The following is a 25,530-nucleotide window of genomic DNA, read 5'->3' on the forward strand; positions in this document are numbered from 1 at the left end:
CTTTACTCAAACCCGATCAAACATGGCCATTGCAAAACCCTTCAATTTCAAAAAGTGGATCGATGAAAACCGTCATTTGCTCAAGCCTCCTGTAGGTAATCAGCAGGTGTACAAAGGCAACGATGACTTTATCGTGATGGTCGTAGGTGGTCCCAATTCCAGAAAAGACTACCACTATGATGAAGGGGAGGAGTTTTTCTACCAACTCGAAGGCGATATCGTCCTGAAAATCATCGAAGACGGTAAGCCCAAAGACATCAAGATCAAAGAAGGAGAGATTTTCCTTTTACCTCCAAAAGTTCCCCATTCCCCTCGTCGCCCGGCCAATACGATTGGACTGGTGATGGAGCGCTACAGAAGACCCGGGGAGAAAGACGGCTTTATCTGGCACTGCGAAAACTGTGGCAATCTCCTCCATGAAGAATATGTCGAGCTGACCGATATCGTCACCCAATTGCCTCCGATTATGGAGCGATTCTGGTCCAACATGGACCTGAGAACCTGCAAAAATTGTGGGACTGTGATGGAAAAATGAAGGTTGGAAAGTAGAAAAGTTGGAAGGTTGTAAAGCTTACACTTGGAGTCCCAAACCTTACAACTTTGCAACCTTGCAACAACTCAATACTAAACTATGAACCCAATCCAATACCAATACTCCGAATCCTTTGCCCAAGAAATGGACGCCCAAGATACCTTGGCCCATTTCCGATCCCGATTTCATTTTCCCAAAGTAGACGGAAAAGAAGCCATTTATTTCTGCGGAAATTCCTTGGGACTTCAGCCCAAGTCTGTCCAAGATTACCTCGGAAAAGAATTAAGCAATTGGGCGGATTTGGCTGTGGACGGGCATTTTCACGGAGAGGATGCTTGGTATCACATCCGTAAAAAGTCCAAACCGGCTTTGGCCGAAATCCTCGGAGCCCAAGAGCACGAGGTCGTGGCGATGAATAATCTTTCAGTGAATCTTCATTTGTTGATGGTATCCTTTTACCGCCCGACAAAAGAGCGATACAAGATAATCGTCGAAGCAGGCGCTTTTCCATCTGACCAATACATGCTGGAAACTCAGATCAAATTTCACGGCTTGGATCCGGCAGATGCTTTGATAGAAATCAATCCAAGGCCGGGAGAGCATACCCTGAGGACAGAGGATATTTTAGCCGAAATCCGGAAACAAAGTGACTCCCTCGCCATGGTCAATATGGCCGGAATTCAATACTACACCGGTCAGCTTTTTGACCTCCAAGCCATCACCCATGCCGCACATGAAGTAGGAGCGGTAGCTGGATTTGATCTGGCTCATGCGGCTGGGAATGCCATTTTGAAGCTTCACGAATGGGAAGTGGACTTTGCGACTTGGTGCAGTTACAAATACATGAACTCAGGACCAGGCAATGTTTCGGGGATTTTTGTCCATGAAAAATATGCCGAGCGACCAGACTTGCCTCGATTTGCCGGTTGGTGGGGACACGATGAAGGCGAGCGATTCAAAATGGAAAAGGGCTTTGTGCCGATGTTTGGAGCCGACGGCTGGCAATTGGCGAACAGCAATGCGTTGGCTTTGGCTGCACATCAGGCTTCCTTGGATATTTTTCAGGAAGCAGGGATGGAAAATCTCCGGGCCAAAAGCGAAAAACTGACCGGTTATTTGGAGTTTTTGATCGAGCAAATCAGCGGAAAATCAGGAGTTTTGGAAATAATCACCCCAAAAAACCCGGCAGAAAGAGGCTGCCAACTATCTTTGCTGATTCATCGGGGGGGCAAAGCAGTCTTCGATGAGTTTTACAAACACGGCGTTGTAGGCGACTGGAGAAACCCCAATGTAATCCGTCTGGCACCTACTCCTCTGTACAACAGCTTCTTGGATGTGTACCGCTTCGCTAAGATTTTGGAACAATCCTTGGAGAAATTCGCTTAATAGAAGCGGTTCAATACCAAATTCATGAAAAACAACGAAGTGACCATTCTGGGCGCCGGACTTATCGGGAGCCTTTTGGCAATATATCTGAAGCGTCAAGGCCTGGATATCTCTGTTTATGACAAAAGGCCGGATACCCGCAAAACCAAGTATTTTGAAGGGGGCCGAAGCATTAATATGGCTCTCAGCTACAGAGGCTGGAAAAGTTTGGAAAAGGTAGGCCTCAAAGATCAGGTACTTCCTTTGGCTATACCCATGTATGGACGAAAAATCCATGATGAGCATGGAGGCACGACTTTTATCCCTTACGGAAAAGCAGATCAGGCCATTTACTCCATTTCCAGAGGAAAATTCAACCAACTTCTCGTTGAGGAAGCAGAGCGATTGGGTGCCAACATGCACTTTGAGCATCTCTGTCAGCAGGTAGATTTCAGAAGCGGTCAGATCACTTTCGAATCTCCGGAGGGAGAAAAGAAACTGGAGCCGCAGGTCATTTTCGGAGCTGATGGTGCTTATTCTGCGCTCAGAATGTCTATGATCCGTCAGATTCGATTCAATTACAAGCAGGAGTATATTTCCCATGGCTACAAGGAATTGACCATACCGGCGACTGCTGATGGAGAATTTGCCATGGATCCCAATGCCTTGCATATCTGGCCGAGAGGGAAGTTTATGCTGATTGCTTTGCCCAATCCTGACAAATCCTTCACTTGTACGCTTTTCCTTCCTTTTGAGGGAACGAAAGTCTGTTTTGACAAAATTCAGGATGAGCGGGATCTGGAATCCATCTTCAGAAACTATTTTGATGATGCCTATCATCTGATGCCGGATCTGAAGCAGGAGTTTTTCCGCAATCCAACCTCGGCTTTGATCAATATCGAATGCTATCCTTGGGTACAAGGCAATTCCCTGCTGATCGGAGATGCTTCCCATGCGATGGTGCCATTTTATGGTCAAGGTATGAATTGTGGATTTGAGGACTGTTTTATTCTCAATGAACTGATCGAAAAGTACGGAGACAGCGCGTGGAACCTGGTTTTTGAGAAATTCCAGAAAAAGCGCAAGCCGGATACCGATGCCATCTGCCAGCTGGCGATGGAGAACTTTATTGAAATGAGGGACAGCGTCGCGGATCCGAAGTTTTTGCTTCGCAAAAAAATCGAAGCCAAGCTCTACGATTTGTACCCGAAAGAGTGGATTCCGCTTTACACTATGGTGACTTTCTCCGACATGAGTTATTCAGAAGCGTATGCCCAAGGGAAGCTGCAGGAAGCCATCATGGACAAGGTGATGGCAGACCCGCTGATCACCGAAAACTGGAATAAACTCGACTACGAGGACATCATCAATCAGATGGAAACAGCAAAGGCGGTGTAATCACCGGCTTTTCCTATTCATCTATCCGAAACTGAATTTGAAATCGTTAAATCGAATAAAAATTTATCAGGCATGGATATCGAGATTATGAAAAGTCTAATTGCTGCTATCCCTCAGACCTATAATGAAAAGATTCTTGAGACAATAAAAAATCTTTTGATGATTGAGGATAAGGTTGATTTTTGGGATCAATTGCCACTTGAGGATCAAGAAGCCACGAATGAAGGAATAAGACAGTTGGATGAGGGTAAAAGTATCTCGATTGAAAAAGTAAAATTTATGATGAAGTAAAAATCAATTATGTTTTAATTTTTTCCATATCTCTTTAGTAATTTAGTTTCTTCATCTTTTATTTTCTGGGTATAAAGTTCTTCTTCATATGCTTTCAAAGAATTAAAGGTTGCAGTAATTAATTCTGGTTTTGAAATTGTGAAACAACTTAACAAGTCCTTGCAATAACCTTCTTTGGCAAATGATTTAACAGGTAAGGCAAAATTATATTTTCCAAATTTTTCAGGAAAACCTACAGCTCTTGTTGAAGGAAACATAATCCCATCAAAATTTTTATGATCTCTTATATAACTTAGAACCATTTGTGGTATAATATATTCTGGCTTAAAAGAATCACCATCTTTATAACATCTAATTAAGGAAGAAACAATTAAAGGAAAACTGAATAAGTAATTAGGTATTTTATGTAATGAAAGCTCATCTTGCAAATAGTTGCTTGAAAAATCTTTAGGACTTAAGAATTGTATGACTTTTATTGGCCTTTTTAGAAGTAACAAGACTCCAGCATAATTTTTTTCTAAGTTAATTCCAACCTCTTTTGCACAAATATCTAAACTTTCTCCAAGGTATAATGTTGGGAAGCCATTTATGCTAAATCTACAAGATGAAATTTTAGACCTCAAATGGAAAGGAGGATGAAATAATCTTAATTCATTGATTTCTTTATTCACTTCATTGCGATCTAGTTCTACTATTCGATAAAACTTTTTTCCTTCTAAAAAAGTTAAGCTATGAAATCTATCGACATTATATAGTGGGATTAGTTTCTCAGAAAAAAGATTATTTGATTTCAAAATTCTCCCATCTAAGTATAATTTTAGCACTTCAATGATACTATTACATATTTGTTTAATATCTTTTTGAAGATTCACCAAAGAATTTTCGGGATATTTAAATACATGAATTTCTTGAAATCTTTTAATAGAGAAAAGGTGATCAATAAAATCAACATATTTTTCAAGTCCGGTTCTGAGACAATCAAAATAATCTGAGTCCGAATTTATTTTTGGGATTTCTATAGCTTTATGAAGAATTTGAAATTCATTTTTAATCTCTAAACAATCCATTTTCTAAATTCTTTTTTCTAGGAATCCATTTATAACCCAACTAATAACTGAACCAAAAATCCAGAAAATCCAGAAGATAGCCAATGAAACTAATTGGAATTCAAGGAAGATATCTACATCCTCTTGGTCTCTAAAATAGGGATAGTCGAATATAAATTCCAAAATTGGAAAAAATATAAAGAACAACCATATTAATATCGGAATATTCAATAGAATTGACAAAATCCTTCTAACTCCTAAATTGAGTTTTAAAAACCACCTTAGTTTAAAAATTAAGTAATCTTTAGATAATTCATTTTTGGGATTTCTTATACAAAGAATTATAAATAATATGATTTGTCCACCTAGAAATAAATTAATTATAAAAATCCCATATTCATGATCAGTACTGTACATAGGATAATAATAGAAATATCGCACTAATTCAAAATCTTCGGGGAATTTTAATTCAGAATATTTATATTCTTTACCACTCAAATAACCAGGTTCATAAATTTTACTGGAATATTCTCTTATTTCAAAAGCAAATTTTTCAGAATTTCTATTTGGTTCTCCAGTCTTCTCAAATCTTTCAACATCATTTATAATTTGCTCTAAAAGAGAAATTCTTAAAGCTGATAAAAGAAGAGCTACTATTATTGAGAACTTTAAGATTTCTAATGCTTTTTCCATATTATTTGGATATCAACTTCAAATATCAAACAAAGTTCCACTGGCACCGGTAGGCTTGATTTTCAGATGTTTATAAGCCAATTCCGTAGCCATCCTTCCCCTGGAAGTTCGCTTCATATACCCTTCCTGTATCAGAAACGGCTCATACACTTCCTCAATAGTCTCGGCTTCCTCTCCGCAGGCCGTGGCAATGGTCCCCAAGCCTACGGGACCTCCTTTAAACTTTTCGATAATGGTCAGAAGGATTCTGTTGTCCATTTCGTCCAAGCCATTTTCATCCACATCGAGGGCATTCAAGGCAAACTTGGCAATCTCCAAAGTGATCGTCCCATTGCCTTTGACCTCAGCAAAGTCCCGTGTTCTTCTGAGCAGCATATTGGCAATTCGGGGTGTCCCTCGGCTTCTTCTGGCGATTTCGTAAGCGGCAACTTCATCAATCGGAGTCTGCAAAATTCCGGAAGATCGGGTTACAATGTCTGTCAACAGTTTGGCATCATAATACTCCAGCCTGGAATTGATGCCAAATCGAGCACGAAGTGGAGAAGTCAACAAGCCAGAACGGGTCGTAGCCCCAATCAGGGTAAATGGACTCAGTGAAATCTGGACCGACCGGGCATTTGGACCGCTGTCCAGCATGATATCGATGCGGAAGTCCTCCATGGCTGAGTAGAGGTACTCTTCCACCACGGGATTGAGTCGGTGAATCTCATCGATAAAGAGTACGTCTCCTTCTTCCAGATTGGTCAATAGACCTGCCAGGTCAGAAGGCTTATCCAAAACCGGCCCGGAAGTAATCTTGATTCCAGCCTGAAGTTCGTTGGCAATTATATTGGAAAGGGTGGTTTTCCCCAATCCTGGAGGGCCGTGTAAAAGCACATGGTCCAAAGGCTCATTTCGCTTTTTGGCGGCATGGACGAAAACCCGGAGATTCTCCACGATTTTGGCCTGACCTGTAAAATCCTCAAAGCTCAGCGGCCTGAGCGCGCGCTCAAACTCCCGGTCCTTGGGACTCAAATTCTCTTCGTCTCCTCTCAGGTAATCTTCTCTCATATTAGAATGGATACTCAACAAATATAGACAAAAGGCAATGCCCAAGCCTCCAAAGAAATCCGACCATTGCTAAAAATTGGACTAAATTTGAGCCAAACTTTGCCAACTATGGTATCCAATTCCAGAAAAAATCTAATCTACTCCTTGGTTCTTGTTGTTTTGATTGGTGCTGTTTACCTCTATAGAAACAGAGAGGCAGGTCCAGTCGAGAAACAAAACAACTCTCCGCTTTCAGGATGGGTCAACTTTTCCGGGCAGACAATGGGAGCTTCCTACCAAGTCAAATTCAAAACCAACAGGAATGAAAATTTCCAGTCAAAAATTGATTCCATCTTTACCAGGGTTACACTAGCTTTTTCATCCTATGAGGTAAACTCCGAGGTGAATCGGTTTAATTTGAACGATTCCTTGGCAAGCCCATCAGCTGATTTTCTTGACATGCTCGTTTTTTCAAAAGACCTCAATTCCAAAACTTTTGGAGCATTTGAACCCACCCAAAAGCCTTTGGAAAATCTTTGGGAATTCAGTAAAAACGGGCCTTTTCGAAAAGACAGCACGGAGATAGCCTTTGTGATGCCTTCAGTGGGCATTCAAAAGGTGAACGTTTCAGATACCTTGATCCGAAAATCCAATTCAGGTACTCTGCTGGATTTCAATCCTTCCGCCATAGGATGGGCTATCGAGGGAGTTGGAAACTACTTGGAAAAGCTGGGTATCTCTGATTATTGGATTCAAATAGGTGGACAAATCCGGGCCCATGGACTGAACGAACGTGGTGAACTCTGGAAGGCAGGAATTAGGTATCCTAACCCTGGAAGTGGAGAGGCAAAGGAAGGGGCTCTTGCTTTGGAAAACAAAACCATATCCCCGGCTGGAAATTGGGAAGCGTTTTATTTGAATGATTCTACCCGAATCAGTTTCACTCTGGATCCTAGAACAGGCATGCCTGTCAGACATGGCCTTTTGGCAGCTTGGGCCATCAACGCAAATAGCAAAAAAGCGGATGCCCTAGCCGAGGTATTGATGATCTTAGGGCCAAGAGAAGCCATGAAGATGGACTCCATGGACACAGACCTGGAAATGATCTTGATCTACAATGAAAAAGGAAGCCCTTTTAAAATCTACGCAAGCCCTGAAATCAAGCCCTATCTTTCCTTTCCGATTGAGTAAACAATAAATGCAACATTATTGAATTTTTTTACCTTTGTGCTCGTTAAGACCGGCAAGACTCTTTGAATTAAGAGTTAGCTAGAACCATTCATGATTTTAAACTTTCTGCTTCTTTTCCTGACTGCCATGGCCTCCGGCTTGGTAGTTTTCTTTTCTCCTGTTTTCAGAGAGCGGTACTTTAAGCTGGTCTTGGTTTTTGCAGGTTCCTATCTTTTCTCAATAACAGTCCTGCACATTCTTCCCGAATTATTCTCGGAGGGGCTTTCTCATGGCAGAATGGGATTATTTATCCTGATTGGTTTTTTGTTTCAGCAGGTATTGGAGTTTTGGTCTTCGGGAGTAGAGCATGGACACATCCACAAGCATACCTCTGAGACCTCCAGAGGAGTCTTTACGCTCATGGTAGGCTTGTTTATCCATGCATTCTTAGAAGGCACCTTACTCTCTCACGGAGCAGTGATGGGCATGGAAGGTCAGGAAATGGTCGGGCACAACCACAGCAATCAATCTGTACTTTTGGGAATCATCATGCACAAAGGTCCGGCTGCATTTGCCCTAGCGGCTGTTCTTTCGGCTTCCTTGAGTAAGCGATGGACAATAATCTTGCTTGCGATATTTGCGCTTGCTTCCCCATTGGGTATGTTTTTCAGCTCTTGGTTCATCAGTAACGGCCTACTTTCCAAGGAAGGAATCTCCATTTTGTATGGACTGGTGACAGGAGGGTTTTTGCACATTTCGACTACCATCTTTTTTGAAAGCAGCCCTCATCACAAATTCCAGCTCAATAAGCTTTTGGTAACCTTTCTTGCAGCCGGTCTGGCAATGGTGTCAGAATACCTCATTTGATCCGGTCTTTATCGTGTTTTTTCTAGAGAACCTAGAGAGGAAAGTCCTGACTTTTTCTTAAAAAAAAGATTTTACTCAAAATAAGAACCATTGGTTATTTGCTTAGCGAATGGATAATAAATCCAAATTTTATTTTGTTTTTAAACTCAAATCTGATTTTTATAAAGAACTATGCTAAATAAATATATTTATGCTAAATTGATATAGTAAATCAAATTCTGCATTAAGATGGAAACCCAGTGCCCCAAATGCCAAGGCAACCAAATCATCCGAAGTGGTGCCGTAAATAACCGTCAGCGCTATAAATGCAAAGAATGCGGATATCACTTTTCGGTAAATAAAAAGGGCAAATCCATCGACGCCTACTACGTGATCAAGGCCTTGCAACTTCATCTGGAAGGTGTTTCATTGAGAGAAATAGAGAGAATCCTAGGAATCAGCCATGTCTCGGTCCACAATTGGATCAAACAGTATGGAATCAAAAGCCCGGAGAACTACAACTACCGCCCCAGCTACCAAGTCTATTCCCATGAAGAATTGATCAAATATTTGAGCTCCAAAGATCAAATAAAGGGCATGGGCATGATGATCACCGAGTTGGGTGACAAGTACATGGTCATCCGCTGGGAGAGATTTAAAAAATTCTAAACCAAATTAAATTTGGATTACTATATTTTTTTAACAAAAATATAGCTCAATTTTTCCATTGATAATCAGACTTTTCATATTAGCTCCTGTTGTTCGGGCCCGACTTCCTAGTCAAGAACAATAACCCAAAACTATGAAACCCAAAATAATCGCAGGAATTCTCCTTTTCCTATGGGGAATCTCTGGTCATCTGTACGCTCAAAGGGATAAGTCTCAGGATCCGCCCATTGATCATTCGTACAAACCACTGACTCTCAAGATGAATGAGGATGGGTCCAAATACGTCCGATTCATCATTTGGAATCAGATCTGGGCACATGCTACCCAGCCCAACCCGGGCACTTTGGATATTCAGGGCAATCCCTCCGGAACCATCACAGATATCGGCATTCGCAGAGCGAGGGTTTTGGCAGTAGCTCAGGTATCACCCCGCTTTCTAATCCTTACCCATTTCGGAATCAACAATCAAACCTTTGCCAATGGTGGGGTTCCAGCCGGAGGAGCCACAGGAAATGGGGGCACCTTCCCCGTTGCTGTGAATCCGGATACGGGAACAGGCAGCATCGCGCTCAGCTCCTCAAAGAAGCCTCAGATGTTCATGCATGATGTCTGGACTGAATACAAAATTTCAGATTGGCTCTACGCCGGCGCCGGACTTCATTACTGGAATGGGATTTCCAGGTTTTCTTCTCACTCCACTCTCAATTTTATGGCTGTGGACGCTCCGATTTTCAATTGGCCAAACATTGAGTTGACCGATCAGTTTGCCCGCCAGTTTGGGTTTTATGCAAAAGGGAATCTGAGTAAAATCAACTATAGAGTTGCCCTGAACAAACCTTTTGCCGTCGGGGCGGGCGGTAAATATGACGAGGTAAACCAGCGCGAGGTCGCGTTTAACCTGGCTACCGACAACTGGGCTACACAGGGATACTTATCTTTTGAATTTCTTGAGAAAGAAAGTAATAAACTCCCCTACTTCGTGGGGTCTTACCTGGGTACCAAAAAAGTCTTTAACCTTGGCGCAGGATGGTATTTTCATCCAGAGTCTACTTCCTCAAAGGACGCTTCAGGGCAAGTAAAAATGCACGATACCCGATTGTATGGTTTGGACGCATTTCTGGACATGCCGCTTTCACCCAACGGGCTAGCTCTCACCTCCTATGCGGTCTGGTATTCCTATGATTTTGGGCCAAATTATCTCAGAAACATCGGAATCATGAATGTGGGATTTGGAGCAGGGACAACCCAAAATGGACCTGGAAATGCTCAGCCCACCATCGGTACCGGATCGATTTTTTACACCCTCCACGGACTCCTTTTGCCCAGCAATCTCCTGAAAGACAAAGGCAGACTTCAGCCCTTTGTGGCCCTCACATACAAAGACTTTGAATTTCACCAGGATTCCAGCCTGCAGTATGATTTGGGGATGAACTACTACATCAACGGACATCAGGCAAAAATCACCTTTCAATACAGCCAACGGCCTCTATTCGAGAATTTCATGAAGACGGGCTCGGCTGGAGAATTTATCCTTCAAACGCAAATATTTCTCTAAACCCAAAACCACCATGTCAAATCAATCGCAAAAAATGAAAGCCTATTGGAAAAAGAATCTTCAGACTCTGACGATTCTCCTTCTGATCTGGTTTTTGGTCTCCTTTGGATTCGGTGTCTTACTCGTAGACCCGCTCAACACCATCTATCTGGGTGGGTACAAACTCGGATTCTGGTTTGCCCAGCAAGGCTCCATCTATGTTTTTGTCATCCTGATCTTCGTCTATGTATGGCGGATGAACAAGCTGGACAAAGAATTTGATGTAAACGAAGATTAATCCCACCACTAAAAAATCAAAGAAATGGACATTTTAACCTGGACTTATATACTTGTCGGAGCCACATTCGCACTCTACATCGGGATAGCTATTTGGACTCGGGCAGGCTCTACCAAAGAATTCTACGTAGCCGGAGGAGGCGTCTCTCCTCTTGCCAATGGGATGGCTACTGCTGCAGACTGGATGTCAGCAGCCTCATTTATCTCCATGGCGGGGATTATTTCCTTTGCCGGATATGACGGCTCGGTCTATCTGATGGGATGGACCGGTGGATATGTTTTGCTGGCTCTTCTTTTGGCGCCTTACCTGAGAAAATTCGGGAAATTTACCGTTCCGGATTTTGTGGGAGACCGCTACTATTCGAAGACCGCCAAAATTGTGGCCGTAGTCTGTGCTTTATTCATCTCCTTCACTTACGTGGCTGGTCAAATGCGGGGCGTCGGTATCGTATTCTCCAGATACCTCGAGGTACCCATCGAGTGGGGAGTAGTAATTGGGATGTGTATTGTGTTTTTCTATGCTGTACTGGGAGGAATGAAAGGCATCACCTACACTCAGGTAGCCCAGTATTGTGTGTTGATTTTTGCTTACATGGTTCCTGCAATCTTTATTTCCATGCAGCTGACAGGCACACCGATTCCTCAATTGGGATTGGGAGGATCCTTGGCTGATGGTACGCCCCTTCTGGAAAAACTGGATGGAGTACTGACCGAGCTGGGCTTTGCGGAATATACATCAGGAAGAAAAGGCATGACGGATATCTTCATGATCACCTTGGCCCTGATGGTGGGTACTGCAGGTCTTCCCCACGTCATCGTTCGGTTTTTTACCGTGCCAAAAGTAAAAGATGCTCGACTTTCGGCTGGATATGCTTTGGTCTTCATCGCTATCCTATACACCACCGCTCCTGCTGTGGCGGCATTTGGTATTTATAATGCGATCAATTCCACCTCTGAGAAAAATATCAGTGAGCTTCCTACCTGGATTTCCACCTGGCAAAAGACTGATCTTATCCAAGTAGAAGACAAAAACGGAGATGGAAAAGTACAATATGTAGCGGACGCTGCATCCAATGAACTGACCATTGACCGAGACATTATGGTGTTGGCAAGTCCTGAGATCGCCCAATTACCCAACTGGGTAGTAGGCTTGGTAGCAGCCGGAGCCATGGCAGCTGCGCTCTCCACTGCTGCGGGGCTACTCCTGGTCATCTCCACTTCCGTCTCCAGAGACTTGTTCAAGACCTTCAAGCCGGAAATTTCAGAGAAAAAAGAATTGAGAATTGCGAGGATTGCGGCTGCAGGTGCTGTGATTCTGGCAGGTTACTTTGGTGTCAATCCTCCCGGCTTTGTAGCACAGGTGGTGGCATTTGCCTTCGGATTGGCAGCCGCTTCTTTCTTTCCTGTGATCATTATGGGAATCTTCTCCAGTAGGATCAATAAGGAAGGTGCTATCTCCGGGATGATCGTTGGGCTGGTATTTACCTTGGCCTATATTATTTTCTTCAAGTTTATCAGTCCGGAAATCAATAATGCCGAGCATTGGTGGTTTGGAATTTCACCTGAGGGAATAGGCTCAGTAGGAATGATTCTGAATCTGGTCGTTTGCATTGTGGTATCGCAGTTTACCCCTGCGCCTCCTCAATCTGTGCAAGACATGGTACAGGAGATCCGAATCCCAAGAGGTGCCGGAGCCGCTCACGACCATTAAGGAGCAAAAGGAGCGGAATTGACTTCTTCCGCTCCTTTTCTTACCCATCTAAAAACTATAAATTGGGTTCTACCTCAGCCAAAGATGAAAAAGCAAGCTTTGATTTTTGTGTTTCTTTTGGGTTTTGCCCTCTTGAACTACCCCATTCTCCTTCTCTACAATATCCCGGTGAGCATTGGGGGTATTCCGGCATCCTTCTTTTTCATTTTCCTTTGGCTTTTGATCTTGACGGGCTTGACATTTATAGCTGTGAAAAAATTCAACAAATCCTCCGATGCTGAGTAGGGATTGGATCATAGCGGCCACTTTTTGCTATTTGGGATTGCTGATCGCCTTGGCTTGGTATACCGAAAGAGAAGCCGCCAAGGGAAAATCCCGAAGTGCACATCCTTGGGTCTATGCCCTATCTCTTGCGGTCTATTGTACCGCTTGGACCTACTTCGGGTCAGTGGGCCGAGCTTCTACCAACGGCCTGGAATTCCTTACTATATATATTGGCCCTTGTCTGATTGCACCTCTCTGGTGGATAGTCCTTCGGAAAACCATCCGAATTTCCAAAGCGCTCAAAATCACCTCCATTGCCGATTTTATCTCTTCCCGATATGGCAAATCTGCTCACTTGGGAATTTTGGTCAGCATCTTCTGCATCCTCGGAATTTTACCCTATATCTCTATTCAGATCAAGGGAATTGAAAACTCATTGGAGGTATTGAACCTCACTGAATTTTCCCAAAGCGGGACTGATTTTTGGAATGACACTGCCTTTTATGTAGCGCTTGGCTTGGCAGGGTTTACCATTTTCTTTGGAACCAGAAATCTTGATGCCACCCTCAGGCATGAAGGGCTGGTCATGGCCGTCACCTTTGAATCCGTTTTCAAACTATTGGCCTTTCTTGCCATAGGGATTTTTATCACCTTCTTCCTTTTTGACGGATTTGGTGATCTTTTCACCCAGGCAAGTGCTGCGGGACTAGACCGCCTTTTTGTATTGAATGGAGATGCAGTATCCGATTGGTTTTGGTTGGGACTACTATCCATGATAGCTGTGATGTTTTTGCCCAGGCAATTTCACATGGCAGTGATAGAAAACACCTCCGAGAAGCACATCGATACCGCAATGTGGCTTTTCCCTCTTTATCTGATTTTGATTAATGTCTTTGTGCTGCCCATTGCATTAGCCGGGCTACTTCTTTTTCCATCCGGGACAGTAAATCCTGACACTTTCCTATTGGCTATTCCCATGTCGAAAAATGCCCATGGCTTGGCTTTATTGGGATATTTGGGAGGATTTGCAGCAGCGACCTCCATGATCATTGTCTCCACGATCTCACTCAGTACCATGCTGAGCAACAATCTGATTATGCCTATTCTGGTTTCCAATCGAAGGCTACAAGATCAACTTCGCACACAACTGCCTCAGATTTTGGTGTGGACAAGAAGGAGCATCATTCTGGGGATTATTCTGTTGGCCTATTTCTATTTCAGGAAACTTGGAAACAACGCGACACTGGTTTCTACTGGCCTCATTTCATTTGTAGCCGTCGCACAGCTTGCTCCATCCCTGCTGGGTGGAATTTATTGGAAAAGCGGTTCAAAGCTAGGTGCCATTTTGGGCCTATGGACCGGAATTTTGCTTTGGTTTTTTACCCTGATCCTACCAATTCTGGTTCAGAATGGATATTGGAATCCTTCTGTTTTGTCCGAGGGATTGTTTGGAATCTCATGGCTGAAACCTACCTCACTTTTTGGAATGCAGGGGATGAGTTCGATCACCCATTCTTTCTTTTTCAGTGTCTTTTTTAATACGCTGATTTATGCAGGAGTATCCCTGCTTGCCAATCGGACCTCAAGAGAACATAATCAGGCCTTGATTTTTGTGGATATATTCAAATTGGGAGATAATCCAGACCGATCCACCATCTGGAGAGGACAAGCCACTCAGGAAGCTTTGCAAAACCTATTGGAAACCTTTCTGGGAAAGAAGAAGGCCCAAAAAGCCATGGAAAAATTCTTTCAATCCAAAGGAATCCCCGCCAACGAAAGACGTTGGGCAGATCCCGAATTGGTCAACTATTCCCAACGCCTTCTTTCCGGTCACATCGGTTCTGCTTCGGCCCGAATCATGATCGAATCTATCGTGAATGAAGAGGAAATCAGTATGGATGAGGTCATGGGCATCGTCAGGGAAACTCAGGAACTGAAAAACCTCAATCTGGAACTAAAGGCCAAATCCAAAGCCCTCCAAAAAGCTACCGAAAACCTACAGGAGGCCAATGAAGCCTTAAAAATATCCGATATGCTTAAAGATGAATTTATCTCTACAGTCACTCATGAGATGAAAACTCCGATCACCTCCATTCGGGCTTTTTCAGAAATCCTTCAGGATGAAAGCATCCGGGAGGAGGATAAAAAGAGGTTTTTGCAGATCATCATTGACGAAACAGATCGGATGACCCGACTGATCGATCAGGTTTTGGATTTGGAAAGATTCGATTCAGGCCGCCAAAAGCTCAATTTCGAGCGCGTATTTCTTTCCGAAATTTTGGAAAGCTCCCTATCCAGTATGGCTCAGGTCTTTTCTGAAAAAAACATCCGTCTTATTCCCAGTCTAAAACTTCCCGAGTCCCCTCTCTTTTTGGATGAGGATCGTATCAAGCAAGTCATTCTCAACCTTCTGTCCAATGCGGCAAAGTTTGCCAAGTCTGAAGTCAGGCTATCCGCTTATGAATCCGAGGACCAGGTAATTGTGGAAGTGGTGGACGATGGTCCCGGAATACCCGAAGAGGATCAGCCTTTTGTTTTCGATAAGTTTTTCCAAGCCAAAAATCAAACTTCCAAAAAGCCCATAGGCTCAGGATTGGGATTGGCGATTTCCAGAAAAATTGCGGAATACCATGGTGGTCGGCTTGGTCTGGAAAGCAAGAAAGGAAAAACTAGATTTTGGATGGAAATCCCATTAGAAACTTCCATTAAAGTACCCCAAAACCAGCCTATTCATGAGTAAGATCCTGATCGTAGATGATGAACCCAACATCCTTTTGTCCCTGGACTTTTTGTTCAAAAAGGAAGGATATGAGGTGTATATCGGCAGAAATGGCGAAGAAGCCTTGGCTTTAGTTCAAGAGCATGAGCCCAATTTGGTGCTTTTGGATATCATGATGCCATTAGTGGATGGGTATGAGGTATGTGCCTTTATCAAAAAAGAATATCCAAAGATCAAGGTCGTTTTCCTGACTGCTAAAGGAAAGGCAAAAGACCGGGAAAAAGGCCTCAGCCTCGGAGCAGACCTATATCTCACCAAGCCTTTTTCTACCAAGGAAATTGTATCCAAAGTGAAAGAATTAGTAAACTAACCATAAATCCAAAAAACAGTAACCATGAGCGATAGACTACACACCCTGAGCGGGTATCTATATGAATACCAAAAAAGCATCGCCCAGCCTGAAGAATTCTGGGCTCGAATTGCAGACTCTTTTTTCTGGAGAAAACGCTGGAACAAAACCCTCAAGTGGAACTTTCAGGACCCGGATGTCCGCTGGTTTGAAGGTGGCAAACTGAACATCACGGAAAACATCTTCGAAAAGCAGCTTTTTACCCTGGGAGATACCCCAGCCATCATCTGGGAACCCAACGATCCCAATGAAGCCAGCCGAACCATCACCTACCGGGAGCTTTACGAGGAAGTAGGAAAATTTGCCAATGCTCTCAAAGCCAAAGGAATCCAAAAGGGTGACCGGGTCATCATCTACATGCCAATGGTCCCTGAGGCGGCCGTGGCCATGCTTGCCTGTGCCAGAATTGGAGCTGTTCATTCTGTGGTTTTTGCGGGATTCTCCAGCACTTCCTTGGCAGACCGAATTATTGACTGCAAGGCAAAGGCTGTGCTTACTTCAGACGGAAATTACAGAGGGAATAAAAAAATTGCCGTAAAAGCAGTAGTGGACGAAGCCTTGGAAAAAGCTCCGGTGGAAACCGTGATTGTCTACCAAAGAACAGGTCAGGAAGTCGTCATGGCACCCGGAAGAGACTTCTGGTGGCACGAGGTAATCGCAGGTGTTTCATCCGCAAACAAGGCCGAAGTAATGGATGCCGAGGACATGCTTTTCATCCTCTATACCTCTGGATCCACCGGAAAGCCCAAAGGAGTGGTTCATACCACCGCAGGCTACATGGTCTACACCAAATACTCCTTCGAAAACGTCTTCCAATACTCCCCAGGAGACATCTACTGGTGCACTGCGGATATCGGATGGATCACCGGACACAGCTACATTGTCTATGGACCGCTATTGGCCGGGGCTACTACGCTGATGTTTGAAGGAGTCCCAACCTATCCAGATGCAGGACGCTTTTGGGCCATCGTGGAGAAGCACAAGGTCAATCAGTTTTACACAGCGCCTACTGCCATTCGGGCACTACAAGCCTTTGGCACCGAACCGATTGAAGGCTATGACCTGAGCTCGCTGAAAGTATTGGGTTCAGTTGGCGAACCGATCAATGAAGAAGCCTGGCACTGGTACCATACCCATATCGGAAAAGGAAAATGCCCCATTGTGGATACTTGGTGGCAGACCGAGACAGGCGGGATTATGGTTTCACCTTTGGCTGGAATCACACCGACTAAGCCGGCTTATGCGACTCTTCCTCTTCCGGGTATTCAGCTTTGTATCGTGGACAGTGAAGGAAATGAGCTCACTGGCAATGGGGTAGAGGGAAATCTTTGTGTCAAATTCCCCTGGCCATCCATGATCCGGACTACCTATGGTGACCATGAGCGATGCCGACAAACCTATTTCTCCACCTATAAAAACATGTACTTCACCGGGGATGGCGTAAAACGTGACCATGACGGATACTACCGAATCTTGGGTAGAGTCGATGATGTGATCAATGTCTCCGGGCACCGAATGGGTACTGCCGAAGTGGAAAATGCAATCAACGAGCACCCATTAGTCATTGAGTCTGCAGTCGTAGGTTATCCCCATGAGGTCAAAGGACAAGGCATCTATGCCTATGTGATTTGCGACATGAAAAACAGGACCGAGGACAACCTGGTCAATGAAATCAAGGATACAGTATCCAAAATCATCGGCCCTATTGCCAAGCCGGACAAAATCCAGATCGTACCCGGTCTTCCCAAAACCCGTTCGGGAAAGATCATGCGAAGAATTTTGAGAAAGGTAGCTGAAGGAGCTCTTGATTCCATGGGCGATACCTCTACACTGCTTGATCCGGAAGTGGTAGAGAAAATTATTGAGGGAAGAAAGTAAAGGAAGACGTTAGATTTTAGACACAAGATTTAAGACTTTACTGCCGCATACCCTGAAGGTTTTCCAGAATTTGAAACTTTGGAAAAATCCTCATAAGGGATATCAGAGGCCTTTAAAATGGTGGATAAAAATAAAAAAGTGTCTAGTAAATTCAGGACGAGACACTTTCGTCTTGAGTCTAACATCTTATGTCTAGTATCTAGCCTTTTGTATCTAGCTTCTTGTTTCTAGCCTCTTGCTTCTAGCTTATGAATGTAATCGTCAACCGTGTCGCTGAGTTTCTGAAAAGATTTCCTCCTTTTTCCTTTTTGGACAAGGAGGAGCTTTTCCTCGTGGCAGGACAGGTTGAAATTCATTATCTGGAAAAAGATCAGGTATTCTTTCGTCAGGGAGAACCAGCCAGACCCAACTTCTATGTCCTTAAAGAAGGGACTATCCACTTGGTCGAATCCACGGTGACTGGAGAAGAAATAAGGGAAGTATGCGATGAGGGGGATGTATTTGGCGTATTGGCACTTTTGGGCAAAAGGCCCTACCTGCTTACAGCCCAAATCATCGAAAACAGCCTGATCTATGCCATCCCGGTTTCGATTTTTGAAAAAATCCTGGAAAAAAACAGCCGTGTGGCTCTGTTCTTTGCTGCCGGATTTGCAGCGGGACAAGTCGTAGTCAGACAAGATCTCTCTCAAGGTCAAAAGGCAAGAAATGAACTTCGCTCTCCCTCCAATGATCATTCTCTGCTGATTTTTACGGATGAGTCTTCTTTGAGAATCAGCGAAAATGTACTGACCTGCGCACCAGAATTGACCATCAGTGAAGCTGCTTTACGGATGACCGAAGCTCAAGTGAGCAGCATTGTGGTTTGTAATTTGGAACACCACCCTCTGGGTATCGTGACAGACAAAGACTTGCGCACCCGGGTTTTAGCCAAAAAACTAGACCCGGCAAGTCCAATTCATCTTATCATGACCAGTCCGGTGATCACCCGAAAGAGGAAAGAAAATTTTTCCAACCTCTACCTCACCATGATCCGAAATCAGCTTCATCACCTCGTACTTACTGAAGACGGGACGGATCGAAGTGAGGTGCGCGGATTAATCTCCGATCACGACATTTTCCTGTCCATGGGCAACAGCCCCGCTATTCTCATCCATGCCCTGATCAATGCCAAAGAGCTCTCCGAAATGCGCTCCATTCGAGACCAGGCAGAGTCCATGCTGAAATACTATCTGGAAAATGAGGTAGCCATGGACTTTGTGGCTTCTGTCATGACGGAGATCAACGATGTGATTATCAAAAAGGCCGTAAAATGGTCTCAGGAAAAGCTGAAAACAGATTTCCCGGATTTTCCCGAAATCAAATTCACCTTCCTTTCACTGGGAAGCGAAGGAAGAGAAGAGCAGCTGCTCCGAACCGATCTGGACAATGCCATTCTCTATGAAGACGTACCAAAAGAGCTACAGGAAACAGCCAAAGCCTATTTCATTCAATTAGGAGAATCGGTGATTGAGTCCTTATTGGCCTGTGGATTTGAGCCATGCCCTGCAAAAATCATGGGGAGCAATCCAGACTGGGTTCAGCCTCTATCGGGATGGAAGGAATATTTTACGCAGTGGATCGTGACTCCCACTCCTGAAGCTTTGCTCAAATCCTCCATTTTCTTTGATTTCCGAGAGGTAACGGGTAGCCCCTCACTTGCGGAGGAGCTATCCGCACATATTTTTGAAGAAATCCGAAAACACAAAGCCTTCCTGAGTTTTCTAGGTCAAAATGCTCTCAACAGTCCTCCTCCACTGGGTTTTTTCAAAGACTTTGTGGTAGAAAAATCCGGAGAGCACAAGGATCAGTTTGACATCAAAGCCAAAGCAATGATGCCTTTGACCGACCTTGCCCGGCTGCTTATTCTCAGCCATGAGATAGTCGGGGTCAACAATACCTTTCATCGATTCCAAAAGCTCGCAGAGCTGGAGCCCAACTACGCCGATCTCTTCACTCAGGCAGGAACAGCCTACGAGATCCTTATGCGAATGAGGGCTTTGGAAGGACTGCAGCAAGGCAATAACGGGCGCTTTTTGAATCCGAAAACCCTCGGAAAGTTGCAAAGGCAATTGCTGAAAAATACATTTTCACCCATTGCAGAGCTTCAGCAGATAGTGGAAGTTCGATTTCAGTTAGATTATTTCCGAAGATGAGTTGGTGGAAGTTTTGGCAAAGTGACCCCAAAAAGCCGGATTTTATTCAGGCTTATCTGGAGAAAAATGCACAGAAAATCCCGGGAATACGAACTCTGGACCAGCTGGAATTTTTGGTATTGGATACCGAAACCACCGGCTTTGACCTAAAAAAAGATCAGCTGATTTCCTTTGGTGCAGTAAAGATCAAAAACAGAAAAATTCAGGTTTCGGAAGGTGTGGAACTCCGACTAAAGCAGGACAATCCATTAGGTCCGGCCATCAAAGTTCATGGCATCTTGAGAGATGAAAAAGCCCTTTCGCAGGAAGAATTCGCAGAAAAAACCATCCCGATTTTGGGAAATTCGATCTTGGTGGGCCACCATGTTCAATTTGACCTGGAAATGTTGCTTCAGGTCTTTCGCCCCTTTGGCCTTAACCAACTCCCCAATCCTGTGTTGGATACGCTGAGCCTTTGCATGAGACTAGATTATGGGCCCTTGGCCGATTATTCCCAGATCAAAGCTGAGGAATACAGTCTGGATAGCCTCTGTCAGCGCTTTGGAATCGAGGCAGATGATCGACACACGGCTTCGGGAGATGCATTTTTGACTGCCCAGCTTCTCCAGAAATTATTGATTTTGGCAGAAAAAAAGGGAATAGACACCTTTTCCAAACTCATCCGTTAGCTATTTCCAGCGAACTTCTACCTCGCCTGTAGCCATGAGATGAATGCTCAACCCCAGCTTGCCCGGATAAAAGCCCTCAGGCGCCATCTCCAAACCCACCACTTTCAAATCCGCAATCGGGGTCTGTAGCCCCAATCGATTTTCGATCCCTTCCAAACCCATGGCAAAGGTCTCTTCCAGAGGAAATCTCATTTTGGAATTGAGCTGACGGATGATTTTACCCCTTTTCAGTTTAGCGCCTAGCTTTGCCCGTCCACTTTCACTTTCCAGATAGAAGTCCACCTCCCGAAAAATCAGGGTCTTTTCTTCAGGGTCAAAATCAGGTTTCCCCACTAAAAAAAGCCTTCCGGTGATTTCTTTATCCTCTTTTTCCACTGCTATAAAATCCATCCAAATCCCCAACTTCTCCCCAAAAGCCTGAGTCTGGAAATTGCTGGGAGAAAAATAGGCAGACTTGCTGATGGGGATTCGTTGATTTTCAAAATTGCTGTCGAGCAACTCATTCAGCTCGGCATAGCCAAGGAACAGAGGCACCCGTATTTCAAGATAATTATCCTCCATCACATTATCGGAGAAAGAGGGAAGTGGAAAAGCACGGGAAGGAGCCGCTGAAGCTGGGTGTGGATTGACTTTGCCGCTAAGCCCAAGAAAAAGCTGATATCCCCGATCCACATCGACTTTTTCATGGATTTTTACGGAATCGGGCTGAATGGAAAAGGCCATTTTCTTCCCCAGCAAATCCACAAAAACCGGTTTTCCGGCCTCACTCCAGGCTTGATCCACAAGCGGTTTCAACTGCAACAGGTCTTTCTTTCCCTCCAGCTTTTCGGAGGCATAGGCGCTCACTTCTTTTTGGATTAGGGTACTTAGGTCAAGCTCCAAACCCATGAAGTTCAGCCCCATCTTCCCTCCCAAGTCCAGCAATTCAAAATCGGAAACGCCCAAGGCCCAATTGGGAAAGATCTTTGGGTCCACCTGAAAAACAGGGCTCAAAGACTGATTAATTGGGATTTTATTTTGAAAAAGATTCCTCAGTCCGCCAGGTTTCAAGCCCACTTCCCCAGTCACTTTTAGAGGCACGGTCAGTTCGAGTCGCGAAGAATCCACCCCTTTCACCTGAATCCATCCATCTCTGGAAAAATTCAAATCCCCCCGAACTCCACTGCCCAAATCCAGGCCTTCCTCCGCAAACAAAACCGGAGGAATCCGCTGATTGACCAGCTGACTCAATGTCTCAAAGGGAATCTCCAATGGGACATTGACCCGGGAATAAGCATTGGGCACCGGAGGGGAGGCTGGTGCAGAAGTGGGGTCCAATGTTTTGCAGCCGGATATTGCCCAGAGAATTCCCAAAAAAAATGCCCAAAAAACGCGTGTATTATTGAATCTTATCATCTGTTTTACCCAAATGGAACTAATTTTAACCAACAAGAATTGCCCCAAAAGTAAGGATTGAGAGAAAATGAATTGGAATAAACTTACCCTTCCCTCCCAATTGGAGGAAATCAAGGCCCTGAGCTTTGAAAAGCCTGTGCTGATTTTCAAACACAGCACCCGATGCTCGATCAGCAGCATGTCTCTGGACCGCCTGCTTCGTAACTGGAAGGAGGAGGACAAGGAAAAAGTAGAGCCTTTCTTTTTAGACTTGATTGCGTATCGAAACCTTTCCGATCAGATTGAAGACTTTTTTGGAGTACCCCACCAAAGCCCTCAGGTCCTTTTGATCAAAGACGGCACGGCCGTTTACGACAATAGCCATTTTGGAATTTCCTATCCGGAAATCATGTCAAAAATTTCTTAGGCAAAAACTGCTGTTCGATAGGCGAATTCGACCATTTATCCCCTAGATTTTCCGTTCCAATTTTTTGTCAAAAAAGGGGTTAAACCTTTCATTCATCAGATAGGTCAAAGTAAGAACTTTGCATATCTATGAAAAAACAACATTTACTTAGTTTATTGATTTTTAGCTTATTGCTGAATTTTTCAGCCATGGCTCAACGGCCTGCCGAGCAGTCACAGCAAGTCCGAAAATTGACCGGAAAAGTCATTGACGGCGTGGCCAAAACTCCCATGATCGGAGCAAATGTCCTGATCAAAACAATGACCGACTCCCTTCTTCGCGGCACGGTGACTGGCGCAGATGGAGGCTTTGAAATCGAAAGACCGAGAGTCCCTCAGGTGAAGGTGGAGATCTCCTTTTTGGGATACAAAACCATCTCTCAGGTCAATACCTTCAGAGACCCGGTGGACTTGGGTGAACTCGTTCTTTTGGAAGATGCTAAGGTCCTCGGAGAAGTAGTGATCGAAGGCGTCAGTGTAGTGGGTGAGCAAAGAGGCGATACCACTTCTTTCAACGCCAATGCCTTCAAGACACAGGAAAATGCCCAAGCCGAAGACTTGATCCGGAAAATGCCCGGCATCACCATGCAGGGAGGTCAGCTTCAGGCACAGGGGGAAAATGTGCAGCGGATTCTGGTAGACGGACGGGAGTTTTTTGGAAATGATCCCAGCATAGCCCTGAGAAACCTGCCTGCAGATGCTATTGACCGCGTGGAAGTTTTGGACCAGCGTTCAGACCAAAGCCGATTGACGGGATTTGATGATGGAAATTATACCAAAACCATCAATATCATCCTCAGAGAAGACCGCAAAAATGGCTCCTTCGGTAGAGCCTATGGTGGCTATGGTACAGATGACCGCTACTCAGCCGGAGGAAGTATTAACCTTTTCAAAGGAGATCAACGGGTTTCCATTTTGGGCCTATTCAACAACATAAACCAACAAAACTTTTCCAGTCAGGACCTGGCAGGAGTAAATGCCAATGCCTCTGGAGGCGGTGGAATGAGAAGACCCGGAATGGGTGGTGGTGGCCGATGGGGCGGAGGAGGAAATAACAATTTCTTCGTCGGCAATGAAAACGGAATTGTGACGACCAATGCCCTCGGTCTAAATTATTCCGACAAGTGGGGAAAGAAAGTCAACTTCTCCGGAAGTTACTTCTTTAACAATACGACCAATGCCCTGCAGCAAATCACCAATCGGGAAACGGTGGTGAATGAAGATATCCGCCAATTCTATCAGGAAAGCCTGATCAACACCGTGGATAATTTCAACCACCGGGCAAATGCAAGAATCGAAGCGGACATTAATGAGAAAAACTCAATCATTCTGACTCCAAGCCTTTCTTTCCAAAACAACCAAACCTTCAGCGACCGGGATGCTTTGACTACTGCAAGTACAGGAGACTCCCTCTCAGCCCTCCGGTCTATCAGCAATGCAGAAACCAAAGCTTTCACCCTTTCCAACAACCTGACTTATCGTTACAAATTTGACAAGCCAGGAAGAACGCTCTCCACTGAGATTTTCACCGCATGGAACAACAGGGATCAAACCTCAGACCTGTTGGCAGCCAGCCGGGACTTCCAGAGAAACCGATTGGATACCACGCTTCAGGAAACCATAGCCCTGAATGATGGATTCAACTATCGCGTAAATCTAACCTTTACCGAAAAGCTCGGAGAAAGCTCCATCGGAACCTTAGGCTATCAGATCGGCAACAATAAAACCCGGGCAGATCAAAAAACTTTTGTTTTGGATGAGGAAAGAAGACCGGTTTTGGATACGGCCCTTTCCAATGAATTTGACAACAAATTCATCACGCAAAGACTACGAACCGGCTATGCTTACAATAAGGGTGCATACAGTGTCAACCTTAATCTGGATTATCAAAATGCACGCTTGGACAATCAGGCCTTCTTCCCGGAATCAGGGGTGTTTAAGCGGGATTTCAACAACTTCCTACCCAGTGCAAACATCAACTATCGTAATCGGGAGACTGGATTCTCCTGGAGAGTCCGATACCGCACGGATACCGATGAACCCAGCGTAACGGAGCTTCAGAATGTGGTCAACAACCAAAACCCGCTTAACCTGAGAGTGGGTAATCCTGAACTGGGGCAGAGCTTCAATCACAACATCTTCGCCAATATCAGCAAGATCAATCTGGAAAAATCAAGAACCCTGTTTATGTTCCTGAATTACTCTGCCACAAGTGATTTTATAGGAAACAACACCTTTATCACGGCTCAGGATACCCTGATCAACGGGGAAGTTTTGCTGAGACCTGGTGGACAAATTTCACAACCGGTCAATCTGGACGGCAACTGGAGAACGACCTTTTTCCTGACCTATGGAGCTCCGATCAAAAAGGTAAAAACCCAGTTTAACACCAACACACGAGTCACTTTCAACCGGATTCCGGGAATCATCAACGGGGAGCTCAATCTCAACGACAACCTTTCCCTGAGCGAAGGAGTGACTTTCAGCTCAAACATCAGCAAAAACTTTGACTTCACCCTGCAAGTCACCGGTACCTACAACATCGTCAACTCCAGCCTTCAGCAAGATCTGGATAACAACTTCTACCAGCAGGAATCCAACCTGCGACTATACTTCTCACCTAACAACGGGAAGCTCTTTGTGGGCAACAACATCGGCCATACCTTTTTCCGAGGGCTTTCCGATGGATTCAATCAGAGCTTCTGGCTATGGAACATCGAGGGAGGCTATCGATTTGCCAAAAACAACAAGGCCGAGCTGAAAGTGGTCATCTTTGACCTGCTTAATCAGAACAACAGCATCGCCCGAACCGTGTCCGACGTGTCTGTGACAGACGTCTTTACCAATGTACTGACCCGATACGGAATGCTGACCTTCACCTACATCATCGGCAACTTCAAGGAACCAGAAACTCCTCAGCAGCCTTGGATGATGGGAAGACCTTCGGGAGGAAGGACTTGGTAAAAAAGGTAAAAAACTA

General features: G+C 44.6%; 22 protein-coding genes. 18 read left to right on the plus strand and 4 right to left on the minus strand.

Features of this window, described 5'->3' with window-relative positions; translation table 11 throughout:
- Nucleotides 1-22: 22 nt before the first annotated feature.
- The 4 genes from AAA938_RS11360 (at nucleotide 23) to AAA938_RS11375 (ending at nucleotide 3,586) form a co-directional block, all read left to right on the plus strand.
- Nucleotides 23-535 carry a 3-hydroxyanthranilate 3,4-dioxygenase gene (locus AAA938_RS11360; RefSeq protein WP_338228848.1) on the plus strand — a complete coding sequence of 171 codons (513 nt, stop codon included), beginning with the start codon at nucleotides 23-25 and terminating at the stop codon, nucleotides 533-535.
- Between the two features lie 96 nt (nucleotides 536-631).
- Nucleotides 632-1,918, plus strand: coding sequence for a kynureninase (gene kynU / locus AAA938_RS11365; RefSeq protein WP_338228849.1), 1,287 nt, complete (start codon nucleotides 632-634; stop codon nucleotides 1,916-1,918).
- A gap of 24 nt (nucleotides 1,919-1,942) precedes the next feature.
- The gene (locus AAA938_RS11370; RefSeq protein WP_338228850.1) at nucleotides 1,943-3,295 is read left to right on the plus strand and encodes an FAD-dependent oxidoreductase; all 1,353 of its coding nucleotides are present in this window, start codon (nucleotides 1,943-1,945) and stop codon (nucleotides 3,293-3,295) included.
- Nucleotides 3,296-3,367: 72 nt separating this feature from the next.
- A complete protein-coding gene (locus AAA938_RS11375; protein ID WP_338228851.1) occupies nucleotides 3,368-3,586 on the plus strand; it encodes a hypothetical protein in 219 nt (72 codons plus the stop codon).
- Between the two features lie 14 nt (nucleotides 3,587-3,600).
- Here the strand turns inward: AAA938_RS11375 and AAA938_RS11380 are convergent, their stop codons facing one another.
- From AAA938_RS11380 to ruvB, 3 genes are read right to left on the minus strand one after another with little or no spacing between them, the layout of a single operon-like run.
- On the minus strand, nucleotides 3,601-4,653 hold the full coding sequence (locus tag AAA938_RS11380; protein WP_338228852.1) for an RES domain-containing protein: 1,053 nt from the start codon (nucleotides 4,651-4,653) through the stop codon (nucleotides 3,601-3,603).
- 3 nt (nucleotides 4,654-4,656) lie between these two features.
- The gene (locus AAA938_RS11385) at nucleotides 4,657-5,325 is read right to left on the minus strand and encodes a hypothetical protein (RefSeq protein ID WP_338228854.1); all 669 of its coding nucleotides are present in this window, start codon (nucleotides 5,323-5,325) and stop codon (nucleotides 4,657-4,659) included.
- 18 nt (nucleotides 5,326-5,343) lie between these two features.
- Complete coding sequence (gene ruvB / locus AAA938_RS11390; RefSeq protein WP_338228855.1) at nucleotides 5,344-6,375, minus strand: Holliday junction branch migration DNA helicase RuvB; 1,032 nt, start codon at nucleotides 6,373-6,375, stop codon at nucleotides 5,344-5,346.
- 108 nt (nucleotides 6,376-6,483) lie between these two features.
- Here ruvB and AAA938_RS11395 point away from each other — a divergent pair, with 108 nt between their 5' ends.
- From AAA938_RS11395 to AAA938_RS11450, 12 genes are all read left to right on the plus strand, one after another.
- Nucleotides 6,484-7,545 carry an FAD:protein FMN transferase gene (locus AAA938_RS11395; protein WP_338228856.1) on the plus strand — a complete coding sequence of 354 codons (1,062 nt, stop codon included), beginning with the start codon at nucleotides 6,484-6,486 and terminating at the stop codon, nucleotides 7,543-7,545.
- A gap of 90 nt (nucleotides 7,546-7,635) precedes the next feature.
- Nucleotides 7,636-8,391: a ZIP family metal transporter gene (locus AAA938_RS11400; RefSeq protein WP_338228857.1), complete on the plus strand. Its 756-nt coding sequence runs from the start codon at nucleotides 7,636-7,638 to the stop codon at nucleotides 8,389-8,391.
- A 228-nt stretch (nucleotides 8,392-8,619) separates the two neighbouring features.
- On the plus strand, nucleotides 8,620-9,039 hold the full coding sequence (locus AAA938_RS11405) for a transposase-like zinc-binding domain-containing protein (protein ID WP_338228858.1): 420 nt from the start codon (nucleotides 8,620-8,622) through the stop codon (nucleotides 9,037-9,039).
- A gap of 133 nt (nucleotides 9,040-9,172) precedes the next feature.
- The gene (locus AAA938_RS11410; protein ID WP_338228859.1) at nucleotides 9,173-10,594 is read left to right on the plus strand and encodes a porin; all 1,422 of its coding nucleotides are present in this window, start codon (nucleotides 9,173-9,175) and stop codon (nucleotides 10,592-10,594) included.
- A gap of 13 nt (nucleotides 10,595-10,607) precedes the next feature.
- On the plus strand, nucleotides 10,608-10,871 hold the full coding sequence (locus tag AAA938_RS11415; RefSeq protein ID WP_338228860.1) for a DUF4212 domain-containing protein: 264 nt from the start codon (nucleotides 10,608-10,610) through the stop codon (nucleotides 10,869-10,871).
- A gap of 24 nt (nucleotides 10,872-10,895) precedes the next feature.
- Nucleotides 10,896-12,581 (plus strand): sodium:solute symporter family protein, encoded by a 1,686-nt coding sequence (locus AAA938_RS11420; protein WP_338228861.1) that lies wholly within the window; start codon nucleotides 10,896-10,898, stop codon nucleotides 12,579-12,581.
- An 84-nt stretch (nucleotides 12,582-12,665) separates the two neighbouring features.
- Complete coding sequence (locus AAA938_RS11425; RefSeq protein WP_338228862.1) at nucleotides 12,666-12,866, plus strand: hypothetical protein; 201 nt, start codon at nucleotides 12,666-12,668, stop codon at nucleotides 12,864-12,866.
- Nucleotides 12,856-15,585 carry an ATP-binding protein gene (locus AAA938_RS11430; protein WP_338228863.1) on the plus strand — a complete coding sequence of 910 codons (2,730 nt, stop codon included), beginning with the start codon at nucleotides 12,856-12,858 and terminating at the stop codon, nucleotides 15,583-15,585. Before AAA938_RS11425 ends, AAA938_RS11430 begins: the two co-directional genes overlap by 11 nt.
- A complete protein-coding gene (locus AAA938_RS11435; RefSeq protein ID WP_338228864.1) occupies nucleotides 15,578-15,934 on the plus strand; it encodes a response regulator transcription factor in 357 nt (118 codons plus the stop codon). Before AAA938_RS11430 ends, AAA938_RS11435 begins: the two co-directional genes overlap by 8 nt.
- A 24-nt stretch (nucleotides 15,935-15,958) precedes the next feature.
- Nucleotides 15,959-17,851 (plus strand): acetate--CoA ligase, encoded by a 1,893-nt coding sequence (gene acs / locus AAA938_RS11440; protein WP_338228865.1) that lies wholly within the window; start codon nucleotides 15,959-15,961, stop codon nucleotides 17,849-17,851.
- A 248-nt stretch (nucleotides 17,852-18,099) separates the two neighbouring features.
- Nucleotides 18,100-20,043: a DUF294 nucleotidyltransferase-like domain-containing protein gene (locus AAA938_RS11445; RefSeq protein ID WP_338228866.1), complete on the plus strand. Its 1,944-nt coding sequence runs from the start codon at nucleotides 18,100-18,102 to the stop codon at nucleotides 20,041-20,043.
- Nucleotides 20,040-20,711 carry a 3'-5' exonuclease gene (locus AAA938_RS11450; protein ID WP_338228867.1) on the plus strand — a complete coding sequence of 224 codons (672 nt, stop codon included), beginning with the start codon at nucleotides 20,040-20,042 and terminating at the stop codon, nucleotides 20,709-20,711. The genes AAA938_RS11445 and AAA938_RS11450 overlap by 4 nt, the downstream gene beginning before the upstream one ends.
- On the opposite strand, the gene AAA938_RS11455 is transcribed toward AAA938_RS11450, so the two are convergent.
- On the minus strand, nucleotides 20,712-22,106 hold the full coding sequence (locus tag AAA938_RS11455) for a DUF4403 family protein (RefSeq protein WP_338228868.1): 1,395 nt from the start codon (nucleotides 22,104-22,106) through the stop codon (nucleotides 20,712-20,714). It lies immediately after the preceding gene.
- Nucleotides 22,107-22,173: 67 nt separating this feature from the next.
- Here AAA938_RS11455 and ytxJ point away from each other — a divergent pair, with 67 nt between their 5' ends.
- Both ytxJ and AAA938_RS11465 read left to right on the plus strand, forming a co-directional pair.
- The gene (gene ytxJ / locus AAA938_RS11460) at nucleotides 22,174-22,512 is read left to right on the plus strand and encodes a bacillithiol system redox-active protein YtxJ (protein WP_338228869.1); all 339 of its coding nucleotides are present in this window, start codon (nucleotides 22,174-22,176) and stop codon (nucleotides 22,510-22,512) included.
- A 128-nt stretch (nucleotides 22,513-22,640) separates the two neighbouring features.
- On the plus strand, nucleotides 22,641-25,514 hold the full coding sequence (locus tag AAA938_RS11465; protein WP_338228870.1) for an outer membrane beta-barrel protein: 2,874 nt from the start codon (nucleotides 22,641-22,643) through the stop codon (nucleotides 25,512-25,514).
- The last annotated feature ends 16 nt before the right edge of the window (nucleotides 25,515-25,530 follow it).

Source organism: Algoriphagus taiwanensis (genome assembly GCF_036245645.1).
In the GTDB taxonomy this organism is placed as follows: Bacteria; Bacteroidota; Bacteroidia; order Cytophagales; family Cyclobacteriaceae; genus Algoriphagus; species Algoriphagus taiwanensis.

Bases quoted from the DNA above. Each gene is read 5' to 3' on its own strand.
- AAA938_RS11360 (WP_338228848.1), top strand. From the start codon at position 23: ATGGCCATTGCAAAACCCTTCAATTTCAAAAAGTGGATCGATGAAAAC.
- kynU (WP_338228849.1), top strand. From the start codon at position 632: ATGAACCCAATCCAATACCAATACTCCGAATCCTTTGCCCAAGAAATG.
- AAA938_RS11370 (WP_338228850.1), top strand. From the start codon at position 1,943: ATGAAAAACAACGAAGTGACCATTCTGGGCGCCGGACTTATCGGGAGC.
- AAA938_RS11375 (WP_338228851.1), top strand. From the start codon at position 3,368: ATGGATATCGAGATTATGAAAAGTCTAATTGCTGCTATCCCTCAGACC.
- AAA938_RS11380 (WP_338228852.1), bottom strand. From the start codon at position 4,653: ATGGATTGTTTAGAGATTAAAAATGAATTTCAAATTCTTCATAAAGCT.
- AAA938_RS11385 (WP_338228854.1), bottom strand. From the start codon at position 5,325: ATGGAAAAAGCATTAGAAATCTTAAAGTTCTCAATAATAGTAGCTCTT.
- ruvB (WP_338228855.1), bottom strand. From the start codon at position 6,375: ATGAGAGAAGATTACCTGAGAGGAGACGAAGAGAATTTGAGTCCCAAG.
- AAA938_RS11395 (WP_338228856.1), top strand. From the start codon at position 6,484: ATGGTATCCAATTCCAGAAAAAATCTAATCTACTCCTTGGTTCTTGTT.
- AAA938_RS11400 (WP_338228857.1), top strand. From the start codon at position 7,636: ATGATTTTAAACTTTCTGCTTCTTTTCCTGACTGCCATGGCCTCCGGC.
- AAA938_RS11405 (WP_338228858.1), top strand. From the start codon at position 8,620: ATGGAAACCCAGTGCCCCAAATGCCAAGGCAACCAAATCATCCGAAGT.
- AAA938_RS11410 (WP_338228859.1), top strand. From the start codon at position 9,173: ATGAAACCCAAAATAATCGCAGGAATTCTCCTTTTCCTATGGGGAATC.
- AAA938_RS11415 (WP_338228860.1), top strand. From the start codon at position 10,608: ATGTCAAATCAATCGCAAAAAATGAAAGCCTATTGGAAAAAGAATCTT.
- AAA938_RS11420 (WP_338228861.1), top strand. From the start codon at position 10,896: ATGGACATTTTAACCTGGACTTATATACTTGTCGGAGCCACATTCGCA.
- AAA938_RS11425 (WP_338228862.1), top strand. From the start codon at position 12,666: ATGAAAAAGCAAGCTTTGATTTTTGTGTTTCTTTTGGGTTTTGCCCTC.
- AAA938_RS11430 (WP_338228863.1), top strand. From the start codon at position 12,856: ATGCTGAGTAGGGATTGGATCATAGCGGCCACTTTTTGCTATTTGGGA.
- AAA938_RS11435 (WP_338228864.1), top strand. From the start codon at position 15,578: ATGAGTAAGATCCTGATCGTAGATGATGAACCCAACATCCTTTTGTCC.
- acs (WP_338228865.1), top strand. From the start codon at position 15,959: ATGAGCGATAGACTACACACCCTGAGCGGGTATCTATATGAATACCAA.
- AAA938_RS11445 (WP_338228866.1), top strand. From the start codon at position 18,100: ATGAATGTAATCGTCAACCGTGTCGCTGAGTTTCTGAAAAGATTTCCT.
- AAA938_RS11450 (WP_338228867.1), top strand. From the start codon at position 20,040: ATGAGTTGGTGGAAGTTTTGGCAAAGTGACCCCAAAAAGCCGGATTTT.
- AAA938_RS11455 (WP_338228868.1), bottom strand. From the start codon at position 22,106: ATGATAAGATTCAATAATACACGCGTTTTTTGGGCATTTTTTTTGGGA.
- ytxJ (WP_338228869.1), top strand. From the start codon at position 22,174: ATGAATTGGAATAAACTTACCCTTCCCTCCCAATTGGAGGAAATCAAG.
- AAA938_RS11465 (WP_338228870.1), top strand. From the start codon at position 22,641: ATGAAAAAACAACATTTACTTAGTTTATTGATTTTTAGCTTATTGCTG.